The sequence below is a fragment of the Achromobacter pestifer genome, assembly GCF_013267355.1.
In the GTDB taxonomy this organism is placed as follows: Bacteria; Pseudomonadota; Gammaproteobacteria; order Burkholderiales; family Burkholderiaceae_B; genus Achromobacter; species Achromobacter pestifer_A.
Window position 1 is genome coordinate 4905265 of record NZ_CP053985.1, and the last position, 20240, is coordinate 4925504.

Genomic DNA, 20240 nt, shown 5'->3' on the forward strand with positions numbered 1-20240 from the left:
CGGCAATGAGCGAGGTGCAGAATGTGTTGTTCATCATGGCGGACCAGCTGCGGGCCGATCACCTGAGCTGTTATGGCCATCCCTATTTGCAGACGCCCAGCCTGGATGCGTTGGCGGCGCGCGGCACGCGCTTTGACCGCGCCTTCGCGAATTCGGGGGTGTGCGGTCCGTCGCGCATGAGTTACTACACAGGCCGTTATCCCTCGCGCCACGGCGCCACCTGGAACCGCGTGCCGCTATCGGTCAATGAGATCACGTTGGGAGAATACCTGGCGGGGCAGGGCCGCGAACTGGCGCTGGCCGGCAAGACCCACATCATTCCCGACAAGGCCGGCATGGAGCGGCTGGCGATCGATGGCGCCTCCGAACTGGGTATCCTGCTCGGCCGTGGCGGCTTCACCGAATTGGACCGCTACGACGGCCACCATGCGCCGGGCGACGAAAGCGGCTATCCCGCCTTTCTGCGGCGCCACGGCTACGACAGCGCGGACCCGTGGACCGATTATGTGATCGCCGCGGTGGATGCGGGCGGCCAGGTGGTCAGCGGCTGGAACATGCGCAACGCGCATCTGCCCGCGCGCGTGGCCGAGCCGCATTCCGAGACCGCCTATATGACGGACCAGGCGCTGGACTTCATGAAGCGGCGCGGCAGCCAGCCCTGGGTGCTGCACCTGAGCTACGTGAAGCCGCATTGGCCCTACATGGCGCCGGATCCGTACCACAAGCTCTACACGCCGGACCAATGCCTGCCGGTGCTGCGCAACCGGGAAGAACTGGAGAACGCGCATCCGGTGGTGGCGGCCTACCGGCAGCAGGAAGAGAGCGTCAGCTTTGCCACCGACGAATGCGTGCGCGTGGTGCGTCCGGCCTACCAGGGCCTGATCCGGCAGCTGGACGACCATCTGGGCCGTCTGTTCGACTACATGGAAGGCGCGGGCCTGATGAAGAACACGCTCATCGTGTTCACCGCGGACCACGGCGATTTCCTCGGTGACCACTGGCTGGGCGAAAAAGAGCTGTTCTACGACACCGTGCAGCGCGTGCCCTTCATCGTCATGGATCCATCGGCCGCGGCTGACGCCACGCGCGGCCGCGCCTTGGACGACATGGTGGAAAGCGTGGACCTGGTGCCGACGGTGCTGCGCGCGCTGGGAAAACCTGGCCCCGGGCACCGGTTGGAGGGCCGCGAACTGCAGGCCTTGCTACACGGCCGCGATGCCGCCACGCCCTGGCGCGACTGCGTCTACTCGGAGCTGGACTACAGCTTCCGCCAGGCCCGCGTGTTGTGTGGCAAGACGCCGCAGAACGCCCGCGCCTGGTCGGTGCGCACGGACCGCTGGCGTTACGTGTACTGGCTGGACGAGCGCGAACAGCTCTTCGACCTGCAAGCCGATCCGGACGAGTTCCAGGACTTGGGCGCGAGCAGCGCGCATGCGCAAACGCGCCTCGCGCTGCGCGAGCGCCTGCTGGAATGGATGCTGCGCGGCAAGCGCCGCACCACCATCAGCGACGAGGCCGTGGAGAAGGGGACCAACGCCCACAAGCGGGCAGGGGTGTACTTCGGGCAGTGGTAGTCCGGGCCAGCGGCAGGCGCCGGCCCGCGTTGGCCGCGAGCCGGCGGTCTTCAGGCCCGGCTCGGCTGCCGATTCTGCGACTGCGCGGCTTCCTGCGCCGCGGGCTTCAACTCGCGGCGCAGGATCTTGCCGACGTTGGTGCGCGGCAGGTCATCGCGGAACTCGATGTAGCGCGGCACCTTGTAGCCCGTCAGCTGCTTGCGGCAGTGCGCGATCAGCGTCTCGGCGTCCAGCGTGGGGTCCTTGCGGATCACGTATAGCTTGACGGCCTCGCCCGACCGCTCGTCGGGCACGCCCACCGCCGCCACCTCGCGCACGCCGGGATGCAGGGCGGCCACGTCCTCGACCTCGTTCGGGTAGACGTTGAAGCCGGACACCAGGATCATGTCCTTCTTGCGGTCCACCAGGAACACGTAGCCTTTCTCGTCCACATAGCCGACGTCGCCGGTACGCAGGAATCCGTCCGCGTACAGGACCAGCGCGGTTTCGTCGGGCCGTTGCCAATAGCCCTGCGTGACCTGGGGACCGCGCACGCAGATTTCACCGGTTTCGCCTATGCCCAGTTCCGTGCCGGCGTCATCGCGGATGGATATCTCGGTGGATGGCACGGGCAGGCCGATGGAGCCGGTGAATTCCTTCACGTCCAGCGGATTGATCGTGACCGCGGGCGAGGTTTCGGTCAGGCCATAGGCCTGAGCCAACGAACGGCCGGTGACGGCGCGCCAGCGGTCGGCCACGGCGCGCTGCACCGCCATGCCGCCGCCCATCGTCAGGCGCAATCGCGAGAAATCCAGGCGCGCGAAATCCGGATTGTTGAGCAGGGCGTTGAACAGCGTGTTCACGCCCGTGAAGGCCGAAAACGGCACCTTGCGCATTTCCTTGACCAGCCCGGGGATGTCGCGCGGGTTGATGATGAGCAGGTTGCTGGCGCCCATCTTCATGAAGGTCAGGCAGTTCGCCGTCAGCGCGAAGATGTGATACAGCGGCAAGGCGGTCACGATGCACTCTTCGCCTTCGGTCACCAGCGGCCGGACCCAGGCGTAAGCCTGGCTCAGGTTGGCCACCAGGTTGCCGTGGGTGAGCATGGCCGCCTTGGCCACGCCGGTGGTGCCGCCGGTGTATTGCAGGCAGGCCAGGTCGCGCTGGTCCAGCTGCACTTCGTCAAAGGGCGCGCTGCTCCCGGCGCGCAGTGCATCGCCCAGCCGGACGGCGCCGGGCAGGGACCACGCGGGCACCATGCGCTTGACGCGGCGGACCACGAAATCCACCAGGCGGCCCTTGAGCGGCCCCAGCAGCTCGCCGATGGACGTCACCACCACGCGTTCTATCGCCGTTCCGTCCAGGGCCTTCTGCACGGTGGCGGCGAAGTTGTCCGCGACCACGATGACGCGGGCGCCCGAGTCGGCCAACTGGTGCTGGAGTTCGTGCGGGGTATAGAGCGGGTTGCAGTTGACCACCACGCAGCCGGCGCGCAAGGCGCCGAACAGGCACACGGGGTATTGCAGCAGGTTGGGCATCATGAGCGCGACGCGGTCGCCGCGGCCCAGGCCGTTGGCGTGCAGCCAGGCCGCGAATTCGCGCGTCAGCCGGTCGAGTTCGGCATAGCTGAGCGATTTGCCCATGCTGATGTACGAGGTCTTGCCGGCGTAGCGCCGGCAGCTCTCGCGCACCACCGACACCAGCGTCGTCACGCCGTCCATCTCGATCTCCGCGGGCACGCCCGCGGGATAGCTTTTCTGCCAGATTCGTTCCATTTGCCGGATTTCCGTGTGGGGCCTGTACAGCAAGAAGAGCCTGGGGGCCTAGCCGCCCAGCAGGGCTTTTTTCAGGGAGGCTTGCGCGGGTTTTTCGCCTAGCCAGACCCGCAGCAGGGCGCGCGCGAACGTGGGGCTGTCGATGCGGCCGCGCAGTTTGCCGTTGTCGGTGACCGCGACGCCGCGGGCGTCGAAATCCAGGTCGACCACGTCGCCTTCGCGCACCGCGCCGATTTCCGCCATCAGGGCGGACAGGCGGGCGGCCGGCGCCTTCAGCTCGGCCAGCTCCTGCGCCGACGTATTGTCGCGCAGTCCGTCCTGCAGGGCGCCGTCCAGGCTTTTGCTGTCGACGTCGCGCAGCAGCAAGAGGCGCATGCGGCGCGGCTCCTCGCTGTTGACCAGCGCGGCCGCGTCGCTGCTTTTCGCGGTGGCGTACAGTGCGGCCACGTAGACCTTGACGACGAACTTGGTACGCACGCCGGCGCCGTTCAGCACCAACGCGCGGCCGCCTTCCGACAGGCTGTCCGGCACGCGCACGCCGGCGACTTCCACGTCGGCGGACTGCGCGGGGGCGCCGGCCAGGCAGGCGGCAAGCATGAGGCTCAGGGCGGCGGTTCGCCCTCCGGGGATGCGACGCATGGTTCTCCTCCAGTGTTCTTCTGCTTGTAGAACTTCTTGTCTGCGATATAGATCGTGCGTTCCACCACGGCGTAGACGACGCCGTCGCGGTCCTTGAGCTCCACCGTATAGGTCCGGGTGGTTTCATGGTCGCGCGCCAGGAGCTTGCGGATTTCCGCGATCTCGCCCGGCGCCAGCCGGAAGTCGGCGTACAGCGTGACGTAGGCCGGCTTGCGGTAGCGGATGGTGGCCGCCTTGTCCCACACGATGTGGTCCGCGCCCAGCGCGGACATCAGCATCGTGGGGTGGGCGCCGTCGGTCACGGCGAACAGCGAGCCGCCGTACATCGAGCCGACGATGTTGCGGGTGCGCCGCAGCAGCGGCAGCTTGATGCGGATATGGTGGAAGTCCGCGGACACATGCACCACTTTGCCGCCGGTGGCGCGGAACGCCGGATGCAGGTTGAAGCCCACCCGCATCAGGCGCGCCCGCCATGTCGGCGACAGGTTCTTGAACCAATAGGGCTTCATGTTCCGCGCCGCTCCGCCTACATCGCCTCGAACAGCCCCGCCGCGCCCATGCCGGTGCCGATGCACATGGTCACCAGCCCGTACTTGCCGCCGGTGCGGCGCAGGCCGTGGGTCAGGGTAGCCGTGCGGATCGCGCCGGTGGCGCCCAGCGGGTGGCCCAGCGCGATCGCGCCGCCCAGCGGATTCACCTTGGCCGGGTCCAGCTTCAGTTCGCGGATGACGGCCAGCGATTGGGCGGCGAAGGCCTCGTTCAGTTCGATCCAGTCCAGCGCGTCCTGGCCGATGCCGGCGCGTTGCAGCACCTTGGGGATGGCCGCGACCGGACCGATGCCCATGACTTCGGGCGGCACGCCGGCCACGGCGAAGCCGGCAAAGCGCGCCAGCGGGCTCAGATTGAGTTCACGCAGGATGCGGTCGGACACCAGGATCACGGCGGCGGCGCCGTCGGACATCTGCGAGCTGTTGCCGGCGGTGACGCTGCCACGCGCGGCGAACACGGGCTTCAAGCGCGCCAGCGCCTCTGCGCTGCTGTCCGGGCGCGGACCCTCGTCCACCTCGACCAGGCGGCGCGTGACGCGTACCGTGCCGCTGGCGTCGCCGGGCTGGCGCGATACCGTTTCATAGGGCGTGATCTCGGCGCGGAAGTGGCCGGCGGCGATGGCTGCGCAGGCCTTCTGGTGCGAGGCCAAGGCGAAGGCGTCCTGGTCTGCGCGCGAGACCTTCCAGCGTTCGGCGACCTTCTCGCCGGTCAGGCCCATGCCGAAGGCCATGCCGATGTTTTCCTGGTGTTCGAAGATGGCCGGGTTCATCGCCACCTTGTTGCCCATGATCTGCGGCATGGCGCTCATGGACTCGGTGCCGGCGCCGATCATGATGTCGGCCTCGCCGGTGCGGATGCGGGCCGCGGCGTCGGCCACCGCCTGCAGGCCCGAGGCGCAGAAGCGGTTCACGGTGACGCCGGCCACGCTTTGCGGCAGGCCGGCGAGCAACAGGCCGATGCGGGCCACGTTCATGCCTTGTTCGGCTTCCGGCATGGCGCAGCCGGCGATGACGTCGTCGATGCGCGCGGCGTCCAGGCCGGGGACCTGGGCCAGCGCGCCATTGAGCGCGGCGGCCAGCATGTCGTCGGGGCGGGTGGTGATGTAGGCGCCGTTGCGCTTGCCCACCGGCAGGCGCGTGGCGGCGACGATGTAGGCGTCTTGAATCTGCTTGCTCATGTCAGTTCCTCAGGGGCTTGCCGGTGTCCAGGGTGTGGCGGATGCGGGCCTGTGTCTCGGGCGTGCGCAGCAGTGCCACGAATTCCTTGCGTTCCACGGCCAGCAGCCATTCCTCGTCCACCTTGGCGCCGGTTTCGACCTCGCCGCCGCACAGGGCGACGGCGGCGCTGCGCGCCACGCGGTAGTCGTGCGCGCTGATCATGCCGCCTTCGCGCATGTTGACCAGCACCATTTCGAAGTTGGCGATGCCGTTGCGGCCTGCGACCGGAATGTCGCGCAGGCGGGCCGGCGGCGTGTAGCCCGCCTCGGCCGCGGCACGCGCCTGGCCGATGGCGACGTACAGCAGCTCGTCCGGGTGGAACACGACGATGTCATGCTCGCGGGCGAAACCCGTGGCGATGGCTTCCAGCGCGCTCTTGGCGACCTGCGCCGTGGCGATGGTCTGGAACACCGGTTGCAGATACGGGAAGACCTCGCCCGGCGTGGCGGTCTTGGCGGCCAGCGCGGCGGCGCGGCCGGCGAACTCCTTGCTGCCGCCGCCGGCCGGGATCAGCCCAACGCCGGCCTCGACCAGGCCGACATAGCTTTCCAGCGCTAGCACCCGGTGCGAGGCGTGCATCAGGAATTCGCAGCCGCCGCCCAGCGCCATGCCCTGCACGGCCGCCACGGTGGGAATTTGCGCGTACTTGAACGACTGCGAGGTGCGCTGGAATTTCTCGACCGTCGCTTCCAGCATGTCCCATAGTCCAGCGGCGCAGGCCTCGGCGACCTGCTGCAGGTTGGCGCCCACGGCGAAGGGCGCGTCATGCCAGATGACCAGCCCGTCGTACTCGCGCTCGGCGCGCGCTACCGCCTGCAGGATGCCTTCGAGCACTTCCGCGCCCAGGGTATGGTTCTTCGAGGTGACCGAAAGGATGGCTACGCCGGCGTCGACCTGCGGCAGGTTCCACAGGCGCACGCCTTCGTTCTGCCAGATCGTGACGCCGCGCTCGCTGGCGCCTTCGCCGACCACGCGCTCGGGGAACAGCTGGCGGCGGTACACCGGCAGCGTCGAGCGCGCGCGCAGCTGGCCGGTACGCGCGGAGTAGGAGCCTTCGGGCGCATGCACGCCGTTGCGGCCGGGTTCCAGCGCCCACGCCGGCAGCGGCGCGTCGCTCATGGCCTGGCCGGCGGCGATGTCCTCGGCCACCGCGGCGGCGATGGCCTGCCAGCCGGCGGCCTGCCAGGTTTCAAACGGACCTTGGGCCCAGCCGAAGCCCCAGCGCATGGCCAGGTCCAGGTCGCGCGCGTTGTCCGCCACGTGTTCGAGCTGCACGGCGCTGTAGTGGAAGATGTCGCGGAACAGGCTCCACAGGAACTGGGCCTGAGGATGGCTGCTGGCGCGCAGCGCGGCGAAGCGCTTGCCCGGGTCGCGTTCCTTGAGCAGGGCGGCGACGTCGTCGGCCAGTTTGCCCGCGCTGGGCACGTAGTCCTGCGCCTTCAGGTCCAGCACCTGGATTTCGCGGCCCTGCTTGCGGTAGACGCCGGCGCCGGTCTTCTGCCCCAATGCGCCCCGGGCGATCAGGGCGGAGAGCCATTCGGGCAGCTTGAAGTAGCGGTGCCAGGGGTCGTCCGGCAGATTCTTTTCCATGGTGCCGACCACATGGGCCAGCGTGTCCAGGCCGACCACGTCTGCGGTGCGGTAGGTGGCGCTCTTGGGTCGGCCGATCTTCGGCCCGGTCAGGGCGTCGACCTCATCGAACGCCAGGCCGAGACGGGCCGTGTGGTGCATGGCCGCCAGGATCGAGAACACGCCGATGCGGTTGGCCACGAAGTTGGGCGTGTCCAGCGCGCGGATGACGCCCTTGCCCAGGGTCGAGGTCAGCCAGGTTTCGAGCTGATCCAGCACGGCGGGCTGGGTGTGCGAGGTGGCGATGATCTCCACCAGCCGCATGTAGCGGGGCGGATTGAAAAAGTGGATGCCGCAGTAGCGGTCGCGCAGGCCCGCGGGCAGGGCGTTGGCCAGCGCGTCGATCGACAGGCCCGAGGTATTGGAGGCGATGATGGCGCCAGGGGCCACGTGCGGCGCGATGCGCTCGTACAGCGCGGTCTTCCAGTCCATGCGTTCGGCGATGGCCTCGATGATCAGGTCGCAGCCGCGCAGGCGCTCCAGGTCGTCGTCGTAGTTGGCGGGCGCGATGTACGCCAGGCGCGCTGAACCGGCCAGGGGCGCGGGTTCCAGCTTCTTCAAGCCGGCGATCGCCTTCTTGACCGTGCCGTTGCGGTCGCCTTCGGGGGCGGCCAGGTCGAATAGCGTGACGGGCACGCCGGCATTGGCCAGATGCGCGGCGATCTGCGCGCCCATGACGCCGGCCCCCAGGACGGCGACGTGTTTGACGACGAACTTGCTCAAGGCAGTCTCCTGAAAAAAAGCGGATGGCGGGGCGGTCCGAACCGGACTGGGCCGCCATCCGGGGCGGGTTAGAAGCGGGACGACAGCTGTATGCCCAGGATGTGGGCATTGCTGTCATAGGTGCCCGCGACGCGGCCCTTGGTCAGCTGGTTGCCGGACGTGGTGTCGATGTCCGTCTTGCGCAGGTAGAGATAGGTGTAACCCACGTCGAGCGTGGTGTCCTTGGTGGCTTGCCACTGCACGCCGGTCGAGAGCCAGTAGCGGTCGTTGTCCGGCAGCGAGGTCGGACGGTCGGCTTCCTTGTACACGGGCGACTGGTCGAAGGCGACGCCGAACTTCCACTTCCAGTTGGGCGCGAACTTGTAGTTGGCGCCCAGGGCGACGCGCCAGCTGTCGCGGAAATTCAGCGGCAGGTTGTCGTCGCGCGCGCCGGGACCCGAGTTGCGGATCAGCAGATTTGGGATGCTGCTCCAACCCGTCCAGGAAACGTCGCCCAGCAGCTCCCAGCGTTCGTTCAACTGGTGCGCCGCGCTCAGGATCAGGGTGTCGGGCAGTGATACGGTCGCCTTGGCGTCGAACGACACCGAGTTGCCGCGCGGATAGATGCTGGTGATGTCAGTGTCGCCCTTGGCCGTGTGCTTGATCTTGGAGCGGTAGGACAGGCCGATGCGGGTGTCTTCCGTCGGTTGCAGCATGAAGCCCACGTTCCAGCCCCAGGCGTCGCCCTTGAGATTCAGGTCGGCGTCGCCGGTGGTGCCCAGCGGCATGCCGGGAACGGGAAGCACGGCCTTCTTTTTGTAATTGGCGTCGATGTGCTGCCAATTCAGGCCGAAGCCCATGGAGAATTTCTCGTTGACCTTGTAGGCGATCGACGGGTTGACGTTGATCGTCTTGATCTCGAATTTGTTGGAGTGGTACTGGCCCACCCAGCCGTCGTCGTACTCGGTCATCAGGCCGAAGGGCGCGCCGACGCCCAGGCCGATGTACCACTGTTCGTTCAATTGCCAGGAGGCGTACATATTGGGCACCACGCCCAGGTTGCCGGCGTCGCCGCCGTTGCCGCCGGTCGGACGCGATCCGCCCAGGCCGGTGCCCGGCAGCCCGGGTATGCTGGGATTGCGGCTGTCGCCGTTGTCGGAAAACTTGAACGACGGCCTGATCAGGTTGACGCCGCCGGACACGTTGAAGCCGGGCAGGTAGGTCATGCCGGCCGGGTTGTAATAGATGATGCTGGCGTTCTCCGGATTCGCCGCAGAGCCCGCGTAGGCGTTGCCCAGGCCGCTGGCGTTCTGCTCCAGGAGCTGAAAGCCGGCCGAGTGCGTTGCCGTGGTTGCGCCCAGGCCGACCACGAGGGCCGACAAGGTGCTCAGGGACAATGAACGTCTGCTCATGGTACTGCCTCCTCGTGATGGATAGATGTCTCTATGGCACTGCCGGTCTTGTCGTTCCGGTTTAGGGTGTACAGGTCCTAATCGGCCTCAGCCGGTCTTATACTTCGCAACGCGTTACTGCTCTGGTAATGCAAGGGGCCGCCCGTGAATGGCGCGAACCCCGTTCCGAAAATCACGCCCGCGTCGGCCAGGTCGGCGTCGGCGACGATGCCCGCATCCACGCGCTGGCGCGTGGCGTCGATCAGCGGTTGGATCAGGCGCTGCGCCAGCCCAGCGGGCGCGCCTGACTGGCTGGCGCCCTTGACCGGCTTGCCGTCGCGCCACGTGTAGAAGCCGCGGCCGCTCTTCTTGCCCAGGTCGCCGCGCGCCAGGCGCTCGGCCAGGCAGCGCGGCGGCTCGGCGCCTGCAGCAAGTTCCGCGCCTGCCGCGCTTGCGATGTCCAACCCCACGGTATCGGCCAGCTCCAGCGGTCCCATCGGCATGCCGAATGCAACCATGGCTGCGTCCACGGCCTCCGGCGCCAGCCCTTCGTCCACGCTGCGCATGGCTTGCAGCATATAGGGCGCCAGCACGGCGTTGACCAGGAAGCCCGGCGCGCTCTTGACCGGCAGCGCCAGCTTGTCGATCTGGCCGACGAAGGCGCAGGCGCGGGCTTGCGCCTCGCCTGCATCGCCTTCGGCGTGCACCACCTCCACCAGCGGCATCTTGGCCACGGGATTGAAGAAGTGGATGCCGACCAGCCGTTGCGGCCGCGCCAGGTCCGCGCGCAAGGTTTCCAGCGGCAGGCTGGAGGTGTTGGTGGCGAGCAGCGCATCGGCCTTCATGCGCGGCTCCAGCGAGCGGTAGAGCGCGCGCTTGGCCTCGGGCTGTTCACTGATGGCTTCGATGACGATATCCGCCAGCGGCACGCCGCCGCCCGCAGGATCCGGAACCAGGCGGTCGAACGCCGCGCGCGCCAGCCGTGGATCCTTCAGGCGGCGCGAGAATAGCTGGGCGGCGCGCTTGATGGCGGGCGCGATGCGCGCCATGTCCTGGTCCTGCAGGGTGACCGTCATGCCCTTGAGCGCGCACCAGGCCGCGATGTCGCCGCCCATCACGCCGGCGCCGACCACGTGCACGTGGCGCGCGGGCGCGATGCCGGGCTGCTTGCCGTTGGCCTTCAACCGTTCCTGCAGGCGGAATACCCGCAGCAGGTTGCGGGCGGTATCGGAGGAAATGATGCGGTCGATGAGCGCGGGCGCCTGCAAGGCGTTGCCGCCGTGCTTTTCCCAGATCTCGACGATGGCGGGCGCGGCGGGATAGTGGCCCAGGGGATCCTTGGCCGCGATCTGCTTGCGGGCGCGGCCGGCGACGATGGCCTTGAGCGGCCAGCGGTCGGCCCAGGCGCCGACGCCGCGCGCACGGCGCGGCGCCTTGCGCGACAGCACCGTCTGGCGCGCGGCGGCCAGCAGCAGGCGGGGCGGCACGCGTGCGTCCGCCAGGCCCAGCGCGGCGGCGCGGCGCGCGTCGGCGCCGCGGCCGGTCAGCATCATGTCCAACGCGGCAGGCGCGCCTATCAGACGCGGCAGGCGCAGCATGCCGCCCCAGCCGGGGAAGATGCCGAGCATGACTTCGGGCAGCGCGAGCGAGGTGCCAGGTTGGTCGGCCACCAGACGGTAGCGGCAGGCCAGCGCCAGCTCCAGGCCGCCGCCCAGGCAGTGGCCCTGGATCAGGGCCAGCGTGGGATAGCGCACCGCGGCCAGGCGGTTGAAGAGATTCCAACCGCGCGCGACCAGCGCGCGCGCCTGTTCGGGCGTGTCCAGGCTGGCGAATTCATTGACGTCGGCGCCCACGATGAAGCCGCTGGTCTTGCCGGAGCGGATGACCAGGCCCGCGGGCGGCGCCGCGTCCAGCGCGTCCAGCACCACGGCAAGCTCGCCCATGGTGTCGGCGGACAGGGCGTTGACCGCGCTGCCGGCGCGGTCGAAGGTCAGCCAGGCCAGGCCGTCGGCGTCGCGCTCCAGGCGCCAGTGCGCAAGCGTGTCCAGTGTGGTCATGGGCGGTCCTCGTCCAGGGTTTCGACCAGCATCGCGCCGCCTTGGCCGCCGCCGATGCAGATGGCCGCCATGCCGCGCCTGGCGCCGCGGCGCTTCAGGGCCGCCAGCAGGTGCAGCACGATGCGGGCGCCGGAAGCGCCCACGGGATGCCCGATGGCGATCGCGCCGCCATCGACATTGAGCCGGGCCGGGTCCAGGTCGCCCCAGGCTGGCGTGCCGAAGTGCTCCTGGCAATAGGCATCGTCACGCCAGGCCGCGAGGCAGCCTAACACTTGGGCGGCGAAGGCCTCGTTGATTTCCCACAAGTCCAGGTCATTGAGGCCCAGGCCATGGCGCTGCATGATGGGCGTGGCCGCGTGCACCGGGCCCAGGCCCATCTGAGCGGGATCGAGGCCGGCCCATTGGCTGTCGACGATGCGGCCCAGCGGCCGCAGGTTCCATTTGCGGACCGCTTCCTCGGAGGCCAGCACCAGCATGGCGGCGCCGTCGGTCACTTGTGAGCTGTTGCCCGCGGTGATGTTGCCCCAGGGCTTGTCGAAGACGGGTTTGAGCTTGGCGAGTTTCTCGGGCGTGGAGTCGTCGCGCACGCCGTCGTCGTCGGGATACAGCTTGCCCTGCGTGTCGATCAACGGCGAGATCTCGCCCAGCGCGCCCGCCGCGCGGGCCGCCAGCGCGCGCGCATGGCTTTGCGCCGCATAGGCGTCCATCGCGGCGCGGTCGATGCCGAAGCGGGTGGCGACGTTCTCGGCGGTCTGTCCCATGGACAGGCCAACCACCGGGTCCGTCAGGCCTTTGAGCAGGCCGATGACGGGCGCGAGATTGCGCAGCCGGAAGCGGCCTAGCGCCGCGAGCTTGGCGCCCGCGCCGCGGGCGGCGTACCAGCTTGCCAGCCAGCGCACCATCTCGTCCGAATACAGCACCGGCGCGCGCGACAGCGCATCCGTGCCGCCGGCCAGCACCAGTTCGGAGCGGCCGGACTGGATGTTGGCGACCGCGGAGTCCAATGCCTGCATGCCCGATGCGCAGTTGCGCATGACGGTCCATCCTGGCACCTTGTTGCCGCAGCCCAGGCGCAGCGCGATCACGCGGCCGATGTTCACTTCGTCGGGTGAAGGCGCGGCGCAGCCCACGATGACCTCGTCCAGGTCCGTGGGCGCATAGGGCTGGCGCAGCAGCAGGGCGCGGCCCGCCTGCACGGCGAGATCGCCGGCGGAGAAGGGGCCCGGGCCGGTGCGCGCCTTCAGGAAGGGCGTGCGCGCGCCGTCGACGACGTAAACCGGTTTGAATGTCATCGATTCCTCCTTCAGGCGGCCCTGCGTTCGGCCGTGGGGCTGCCCTGGTCCGCGGCGCGCAAGTCAAAGGGGAAATCATCCACTTTGACTACCGTGTCGCGCAAGCGGTTGCGGCGTTTCACCACGGCATATTCCTCGGCGGTGATGCCGCCGATGGCGAAGGCGGCGTCGGCGATGTCGCGCACATTGGCCTGCGGATTGCCGTCGAGCGCGCCGCGCTTTTCAAGCTCGCGGATCTTGGCTTCGATGGGTTCGGCTTCCAGCGTGGCGGCCAGGGCCTGTTCGATCGCGCCCACGGGTTCGGCTTCGGTTGCGGGCAGATGGCAGCCCGCGGTCAGGCGGTCGCGCGTCGCGCTCGGGTTGATCAGGAGCCGCGCCACATCCTGCCCCAGCTGATCCGACGGCAGGGATTGCGTGCGGCCCCAGGGGAAGACCAGACGGCGCAGGCTCCAGGCCACAAAGCGGTTGGGGTAGTTGTCCAGCACGCCTTCGATGGCTTCCTGCAGCTTGAACAGCGCGTCCTGGATGGACCAGTGCGCCAGCGGCGCATCGGCCGCCTGGCGGCCTTCGTCCTCGAAGCGCTTGAGCGTGGCGCTGATCAGGTACATCTGCGACAGCACGTCGCCCAGGCGCGCCGACAGGCGCTCGCGGCGCTTCAGGCTGCCGCCCAGCACCAGCATCGAGGTGTCGGCCAGCAGCGCGAAAGCGGCGCTGTAGCGGCTGAGCAGTTGGTAGTAGCGCTTCATCTCGGGTGCGACATCGGCGTTGACGCCGACCCAGCGCGCGCCGCTGAGCGCCGTGCCCAAGGCGCGCAGCTTGTTCTTCGCGACGAAGCCCACGTGGCCCCAGAAGGCGCGGTCGAAATCGTCCAGGCCCTGCTTCCTGTCGGGCGACTGCGCGGCCTGCATTTCAGCCAGCACATAGGGATGGCAGCGGATCGCGCCCTGGCCGAAGATGATCAGGCTGCGCGTGAGGATGTTGGCGCCTTCGACGGTGATGCCGATCGGAATCTGCTGATAGGCGCGGCCCAGGAAGTTGGACGGGCCCAGGCAGATGCCCTTGCCGCCGATGACGTCCATGCCGTCGTTGACCACCTGGCGCGCGCGCTCGGTCACGTGATATTTGACGATGGCGGACACGACCGAAGGCTTTTCGCCCAGGTCCACCGCGCCCGCGGTCATGCTGCGCGCGGCGTCCATCATGTAGGTATTGCCGCCGATGTGCGCCAGCGCTTCCTCCACGCCCTCGAACTTGCCGACGGGCGTGCGGAACTGGCTGCGCACGCGCGCATAGCCGCCCACCGCCCGCGCCGTCAGCTTGGACATGCCGGTGTTGGAAGACGGCAGCGAGATCGAGCGTCCCGCCGCCAGGCATTCCATCAGCATGCGCCAGCCCTGGCCTGCCATGGCCGGGCCGCCGATGATGAAGTCCAGCGGCATGAACACCTCCGCGCCGCGCGTGGGGCCGTTCATGAACATGGCGTTCAGCGGGAAATGGCGGCGGCCGGTGTCCACGCCCGGATGGTCGTGCGGCACCAGCGCGCAGGTGATGCCCAGGTCTTTCTTGCCGCCCAGAAGGCCGTCCGGATCGTACAGGCGGAACGCCAGGCCCAGCAGGGTGCACACGGGCGCCAGCGTGATGTAGCGCTTGTCCCAGGTGACCTTCATGCCTATCACTTCGCGGCCTTGCCATTCGCCCTTGCAGACGATGCCGCTGTCGGGAATGGCGGCGGCGTCGGAGCCGGCCCAGGGGCTGGTCAGCGCGAAGGCGGGCACTTCCTCGCCGCGCGCCAGGCGCGGCAGGTAGTGGTTCTTCTGTTCATCGGTGCCGTAGTGCAGCAGCAGTTCGGCGGGGCCGAGCGAATTGGGCACCATGACCGACACCGCCAGCGCGGACGAGCGCGTGGACAGCTTGGTCACGATTTCGGAATGGGCATAGGCCGAGAACCCCAGGCCGCCATATTCCTTGGGAATGATCATGCCCAGGAAGCCCTGGGTCTTCAGGTAGCTCCAGACTTCGGCGGGCAGGTCGTGGCTTTCCTGCGTGACGTGCCAGTCGTTGACCATGCGGCAGGCCTCTTCGGCCTGGACGTCGAGGAAACGCTGTTCCTCATCGTTCAGGCGCGGACGAGGATAGGCCAGCAGTCGGCTCCAGTCGGGCCGGCCGCGGAACAGTTCGCCTTCCCACCACACCGTGCCCGCTTCCAGCGCATCGCGCTCGGTGTCCGACATCTGCGGCAGCACCTTGCGGTACAGATTGAAGATCGGCGCCGACAGCAGGGCGCGGCGGATCGGACGCACGCCCAGCACGACCGCCGCCAGGAGCGCGACGATGACCAGAGCGAGGATGACTGCGTTCATTTTCTTGTCTCCGTGGAGGTTCTGTTCCGTCTGCGGGCGCGGGGCGCTCAGGGTACGTGCGGCAGGGGCGCGCGCAGGCCGCCGAGCAGAAAGCTCATCAGTCGCGGCAGCAGCAGGTCGGGGTTATCGGGCTGTTCGGCGTCGTCTATGGTCCAGCCTGTGACCGAGCGCAGCAGGTCCGTGCCGATGATGGCGTAAGAGGTGGCACCCAGCATGAACTGGAAGCGCCACACGATTTCCGCGCGGGGCACGTCGGGCAGGGCCGCGAACAGCGCGTTGCGGTAGCGCTCCAGCACGTCCGCGTACTCCTCGGCGAACAGCGCGCGGATGAAATCCGAGGGGTCGGTCATGGTGCGTTCCAGCAGCGGCAGGAAGGTGCTGCCAGCCTGCGCGGGATCTGCCGCCAGGCGTAGCAGCGTGCCGAAAAAGGCGTCCACGATCTGCGACGGCTTCAAGGGCTTGCCTTCGGCTTGCGCCTCCAGTTCATCCAAAAGTCGCAAGCGCTCGCGGTTCAGCACTTCCAGGCGACGTTTGAGCACCGCCTGCACGAGTGACTCCTTGGAGCCGAAGTGGTAATTCACCGACGCCAGGTTGACGCCGGCGGCCGCGGTGATCTGCCGCATCGAGGTGCCATCGTGTCCCTGCTGGGCGAACAAGGCCTCGGCGGTGTCCAGGATCGATTCACGGGTAGGGGATGGTCTGATTTCTTGCATAAGGTTGAATTCAAACGTTCGTTTAAAAACAATTATGCGTGAGAGATGGCTGAGACGCGAGCCTCGGCTATCCCCAATAGGGTTTACCACTAGCGCCCCGCGCGTCGCACATTCGGGACCGCCCGGATTCTCCTTTGCCTCCGCCAAGCGGATGACAAATCTCATGCGTAGGGAGTAGCAATTTCCTAGTGTATGCGCATGATCCTGCGCCATTCGTCCTCGGACTGCCGACCTAGGTTGTATGTGGTCTGGAAGGGACGCGCAAAACCCCGCAGTATCAGCGCGAAGACTTGAATCTGTCGCGCCCCTGAATACGCAATGGCTAGCCCGTTCGCCGTACCGGACGGAAGGCCGATAAGCCCTGGCACAGGAGCAGGAGAAATGAAAACCTACAGAGTGGGACTGCTGGTTGACGGGTACGAGCAACCCGGCTGGATGCATGAGATGGTGGATTGGCTCAGGCATAGCCAGGATTTTGAAGTCGCTGCTTTGCTGGTGATGAGTGCGGAGGGCGGTGAGAAATCGCCGCGCCTGGGCGCGCGCGCCCTGTTCGGCGCCTTGTCGCGCCTGGAAGCGCGGCTGCTGCCGGCCAAGCACCGGCAAGCGCTGGCCTGCCGCGACATGCGTGAAAGCGTGCCGACGGATACGGCCGCCGTCGTGTCGCTGGCGCCTGGCGTGCCTGCGGTCCAGGCGCAGAGCCAGGTCGCGGCGCTGGGCCTGGACCTGGTCATCACGCTGGGCGCATCACCGGCCACTCGCGAACAAATGGCGGGCTGGGCGCGCCTGGGCGTGTGGCAACTGAGTTATTCCGATATTGCCGTGGCCACGAGCCGCTATGCCGGCTTCTGGGAGGTCTACCAGCGTGAGGATCACACCACGGTGAAACTCTGGCGCGTCGGGCCGCGCGAGGACCAGGACGAACTGTTGGACCAGCGCAGTTTCAACACCGAACTGTTCTGGTTGAAGAATCAGGCGCGCGCGTTCAGCCTGGGAAATTTCATGGTGTACGACGCGCTGCAGGCGCTGGCCCGCGTCAAGCAAGGGGTTGCGCCGCCCGGCATGCAGATCATGAGCGGCATGCGGCGCGAGGATCCGGTGGAATGGGATAGCGCCGCGTACATTGCGCGCCAGGCGTGGTTAATGTCGGATCTGATTGTGCGGCGCGTCATGAAACGCAATGTGCGTTGGCGGATAGGCATGTTTCCTTCCGCCCGGCAGCAGGCGGTGGTGTCCGAGGCCATGGTATTGCAGCCACCCAAGGGTAGATTCTTCGCAGATCCGTTTGTATATACCCAGGATAAAAAGCCGTATATATTTTTTGAGGATTACGATTTTACCTCCCGCAAGGGCACGATCTCGGTCGCGACCTACTCGGACGGGGCTTTCCGCCTGCTGGGCACAGCCCTGAACCTGCCCTACCATCTGTCGTTTCCCTATATATTCGAGCACGAAGGCGTCACCTACATGGTGCCGGAAACCTGCGGAAACCGTAGTATAGAACTCTGGAAATGCACCGATTTTCCACTTAAGTGGGAGCTCGATGTAAATCTGATGACGAATATATCCGCTGTCGATACCATTATTTTCAAGCATGGAGAATACTGGTGGTTATTAACAAATATCGACCGGACCGACGGCCAAAGCCACTGCGACGAATTATTCGCGTTCTTTTCGGATTCGCCGCGATCGACCGAGTGGACGCCGCATGCCTGCAACCCCATCGTGCGCAACCCGATGCGCGCCCGCAACGCCGGAATCGTTGTGTCGCCTGGCGGAGAGGTGATCCGCTGTGCCCAGTATCAGGGCTTCTGCCACTACGGCAAGGGCGTGTCGCTGAACCGGATCGAGGAACTAACGCCGTCCACCTACGTGGAAACGGACGGCGAAATCCACTACGCCAGCTTCCTGAGAAAACGCCATGCTTCGATGCACCATTGGCATCATCAGGGCGGGCATACGGTATTTGACTTCGCCTATATGGAGTAAATCGTGCCGGAAACGCAAAAATAAAAATGTTACCTATATTTCGATTACGAGAAAGACGCACGGGCTTGATGTGTCCACGGAAACATATAGACAGTTATTGCCTAGGTTCCGGAACTCCCAGGCCGCGCCCGGCGGATGCCGCGGCGCGGCTTTTTTACGGCTGTAACATTGGCCTGCCTTAGTCTGGAAGCCGCATCGCTCCTGCCTCTTCCATAGAGAAAGCGCAAGCTGCTCATGGGGAATTCCTGGTGAAAACCCTAGCGCCGGAACGGATGAGATGCGCGTCTCGTCCGTATTTACGAGGATGATTAAGGCTAACGAATGATTTCTGTTTTTGTCGGATTATATCGACCCGAAACGTCTTGATTTTGACAATTTCGAACCATAAGATGACCTCATGCCATCCGTTATGTTGGCTACCAAAGTCTCCCAGCCCAAATGCCCCGGTTCAGCTTCATTAGATATTCCGGGATATTGCGGACTCGCGTCGCGGGGCTGGATAAAAAATAGTCTTCAGCACAGCGAAGATCCCTTCTAGGCCCGTCGAAAAACCGGGAGGACACCATGGCCAAGATGGTCCTGATTGAAGCCCATCCGCTCCTGCGGTTGGGGTTGTGGCAGATTCTGAGCAAGTTGGATGATGTGTGGGAAATCGAGGGGATGGGTTTGGCTGACATCTCCAAGGCGGACGGCGTGCACGCGGGCGCCGATCTGTTGATCTATGGGTTGCCGGTGGATACCGACGAAGCGTGGAGCGCGCTGCATGAAATCCAGCGCGTGCTCACGCCCAAGCGGATCCTGCTGCTGACGGACGTCATGCCTCTGCCCATGCCGGTGCAGGGCCTGCCTGGGGCCAGCGTCTACGGCTGCCTGATGAAGACAGCGTCGGTGGAGATTCTTGAAGCGGCCATCCGCCTGGTCATGGCGGGCGGGCAGTGCTTCCCCAGCGAGCAGGCATTGCAGGCTCCCGCGCAAGCGGTCTGCGCCTTGCCGGCCAGGGACGCCGACGATGTCGCCGCCAACAAGGGTTCCATGCCCGTCAGCGCCGGCGCGCAGCTGCTGCAGATCACGCCGCGCCAATACGAAGTGCTGGTGCTGCTGGCGCGCGGCTATCCGATCAAGACCGTCAGCAGGATGCTGAACATTTCGGTGGCCACGGCCAAGACGCATGCGTGCACGCTCTACCAGCGCTTGCATGTCAAGAACAAGGGCGAAGCCGTATACGCGGCGCTGCAGCGCGGCGCGACCTTGGAATGGCATGAACCCAATGGCAGGGATGTGGACGCCGGGCAGCTCTATGGGCGCAAGCTCGGGTAACCGAGGCTGGTTGCGCTGCCTGCCCGGCAGCCTGGAACGCACGCGTTCCGTTGCTGCCGGGAATGCGCATAGCCATCCTGGCTAATTCATACACAGCAGTATCCGCGGTCGCAGTGCTGCTGCATTCCTCCACCATTCATCCACCTGAACGAGATTCAGCGAACGTAGCCGCTGATAGCATGGGTTGTGTCCGCAAGACTGGATCGAGAAGGCGAACCACTCCGCCTCGCCATCGCGATTCCGTGCCGCGGACGAGATTCCCGTGAGGTCGGTGACGCCAGCAGCCTGCCGTTGCAGCAATGATGCGCCAGCGTCATGGGAACCGTGTATGGGCCATGCGTCACAAGGTTCTCCCCGGGATGACAACCGTACTGATCGAAGACTACGCACTGCTCCGTGTCGCGATCCAGCATGTGCTGGAGCGTGCGCGGAACACCGATGACATTCTGGCCATCTCGCCAGCCCAACTGCTCACCATGTCCAGTTCGATCAACCGCCCAGTGGAGCTGCTGGTGATGGGTTGCAGCGGCCTGGCCGAGCAGGACGTCGGGCTCCTGTCACAGTCGATGGCGTTCTTCATGCCGCGGCTGGTGCTGGTGCTTTATTCGGTGCTGGACCCGGGCGTCATGGCGGCGTGTGCGCGGGCGGGCGTGGCGGGCTATATGCCCAAGGCATCCAGCCCCGATGCGCTGGCGGCCGCGGTCAGCCTGGTGATGGCGGGCGGCGAATGCTATCCCCAGCCGGCGGCCCGACCTCAGGGTGCGTCGCACCCGCCAACCCAGGAGTTGAGGGAACTGACCCAACGGCAGGAAGAGATCCTGCAGTTGCTGGTGCAGGGCAAGACCATGCGGGAGATCGGCCAGCAGGTCGGCATCTCGGTGGCCACGGTGAAGAGCCACGCGCGCACTCTGTATTGGAAGCTGAACGCGCGCAACCAGGCCGAGGCGGCCTATATCGCCGTGCAGATGGGGTTGGTCAGAAGCGGCAACGGCGTGACGCCCGCCAAGCACGATCCCGACGCGTAGGAGGGGGGCGCGTGCGGGAGGCGCCGTGCGAAAGC

The 20240-nt window shown here is 66.6% G+C and carries 14 protein-coding genes; 4 read left to right on the top strand and 10 right to left on the bottom strand.

The features are described 5' to 3' along the window. Positions 1-5 precede the first annotated feature (5 nt). Complete coding sequence (locus FOC84_RS23335; RefSeq protein WP_173146534.1) at positions 6-1574, top strand: sulfatase-like hydrolase/transferase; 1569 nt, start codon at positions 6-8, stop codon at positions 1572-1574. Between the two features lie 50 nt (positions 1575-1624). Here FOC84_RS23335 and FOC84_RS23340 read toward each other — a convergent pair whose 3' ends face one another. The 10 genes from FOC84_RS23340 to FOC84_RS23385 all read right to left on the bottom strand — a co-directional run bounded on the left by FOC84_RS23340 (position 1625) and on the right by FOC84_RS23385 (position 15877). Beyond that, positions 1625-3328 (bottom strand): AMP-binding protein, encoded by a 1704-nt coding sequence (locus FOC84_RS23340; protein WP_173146535.1) that lies wholly within the window; start codon positions 3326-3328, stop codon positions 1625-1627. A 48-nt stretch (positions 3329-3376) separates the two neighbouring features. Further along, positions 3377-3967 carry a chalcone isomerase family protein gene (locus FOC84_RS23345; protein WP_173146536.1) on the bottom strand — a complete coding sequence of 197 codons (591 nt, stop codon included), beginning with the start codon at positions 3965-3967 and terminating at the stop codon, positions 3377-3379. Then, complete coding sequence (locus FOC84_RS23350) at positions 3931-4476, bottom strand: DUF4442 domain-containing protein (protein WP_173146537.1); 546 nt, start codon at positions 4474-4476, stop codon at positions 3931-3933. Before FOC84_RS23350 ends, FOC84_RS23345 begins: the two co-directional genes overlap by 37 nt. A gap of 17 nt (positions 4477-4493) precedes the next feature. Beyond that, the gene (locus FOC84_RS23355) at positions 4494-5693 is read right to left on the bottom strand and encodes an acetyl-CoA C-acyltransferase (protein WP_173146538.1); all 1200 of its coding nucleotides are present in this window, start codon (positions 5691-5693) and stop codon (positions 4494-4496) included. 1 nt (position 5694) lies between these two features. Continuing rightward, entirely contained in the window at positions 5695-8085 is a 2391-nt protein-coding gene (locus FOC84_RS23360) for a 3-hydroxyacyl-CoA dehydrogenase/enoyl-CoA hydratase family protein (protein WP_173146539.1), read from the bottom strand. 68 nt (positions 8086-8153) lie between these two features. Further along, positions 8154-9476, bottom strand: a complete 1323-nt coding sequence (locus tag FOC84_RS23365) for an OmpP1/FadL family transporter (RefSeq protein WP_173146540.1) — start codon at positions 9474-9476, stop codon at positions 8154-8156. A gap of 77 nt (positions 9477-9553) precedes the next feature. Further along, positions 9554-11512, bottom strand: coding sequence for a 3-hydroxyacyl-CoA dehydrogenase NAD-binding domain-containing protein (locus FOC84_RS23370; RefSeq protein WP_173146541.1), 1959 nt, complete (start codon positions 11510-11512; stop codon positions 9554-9556). Next, a complete protein-coding gene (locus tag FOC84_RS23375) occupies positions 11509-12804 on the bottom strand; it encodes an acetyl-CoA C-acetyltransferase (protein WP_173146542.1) in 1296 nt (431 codons plus the stop codon). The genes FOC84_RS23370 and FOC84_RS23375 overlap by 4 nt, the downstream gene beginning before the upstream one ends. Positions 12805-12815: 11 nt before the next feature. Continuing rightward, a complete protein-coding gene (locus tag FOC84_RS23380) occupies positions 12816-15164 on the bottom strand; it encodes an acyl-CoA dehydrogenase (protein ID WP_173146543.1) in 2349 nt (782 codons plus the stop codon). A 47-nt stretch (positions 15165-15211) separates the two neighbouring features. Then, positions 15212-15877, bottom strand: a complete 666-nt coding sequence (locus FOC84_RS23385) for a TetR/AcrR family transcriptional regulator (RefSeq protein ID WP_173146544.1) — start codon at positions 15875-15877, stop codon at positions 15212-15214. Positions 15878-16258: 381 nt separating this feature from the next. On the opposite strand from FOC84_RS23385, the gene FOC84_RS23390 reads away from it, so the two are divergent. From FOC84_RS23390 to FOC84_RS23400, 3 genes are all read left to right on the top strand, one after another. Beyond that, entirely contained in the window at positions 16259-17863 is a 1605-nt protein-coding gene (locus FOC84_RS23390; RefSeq protein WP_173146545.1) for a glucosamine inositolphosphorylceramide transferase family protein, read from the top strand. Between the two features lie 564 nt (positions 17864-18427). Next, the gene (locus FOC84_RS23395; RefSeq protein ID WP_088141727.1) at positions 18428-19180 is read left to right on the top strand and encodes a response regulator transcription factor; all 753 of its coding nucleotides are present in this window, start codon (positions 18428-18430) and stop codon (positions 19178-19180) included. Positions 19181-19539: 359 nt separating this feature from the next. Continuing rightward, entirely contained in the window at positions 19540-20205 is a 666-nt protein-coding gene (locus FOC84_RS23400; RefSeq protein WP_173146546.1) for a response regulator transcription factor, read from the top strand. Positions 20206-20240: the final 35 nt, after the last annotated feature.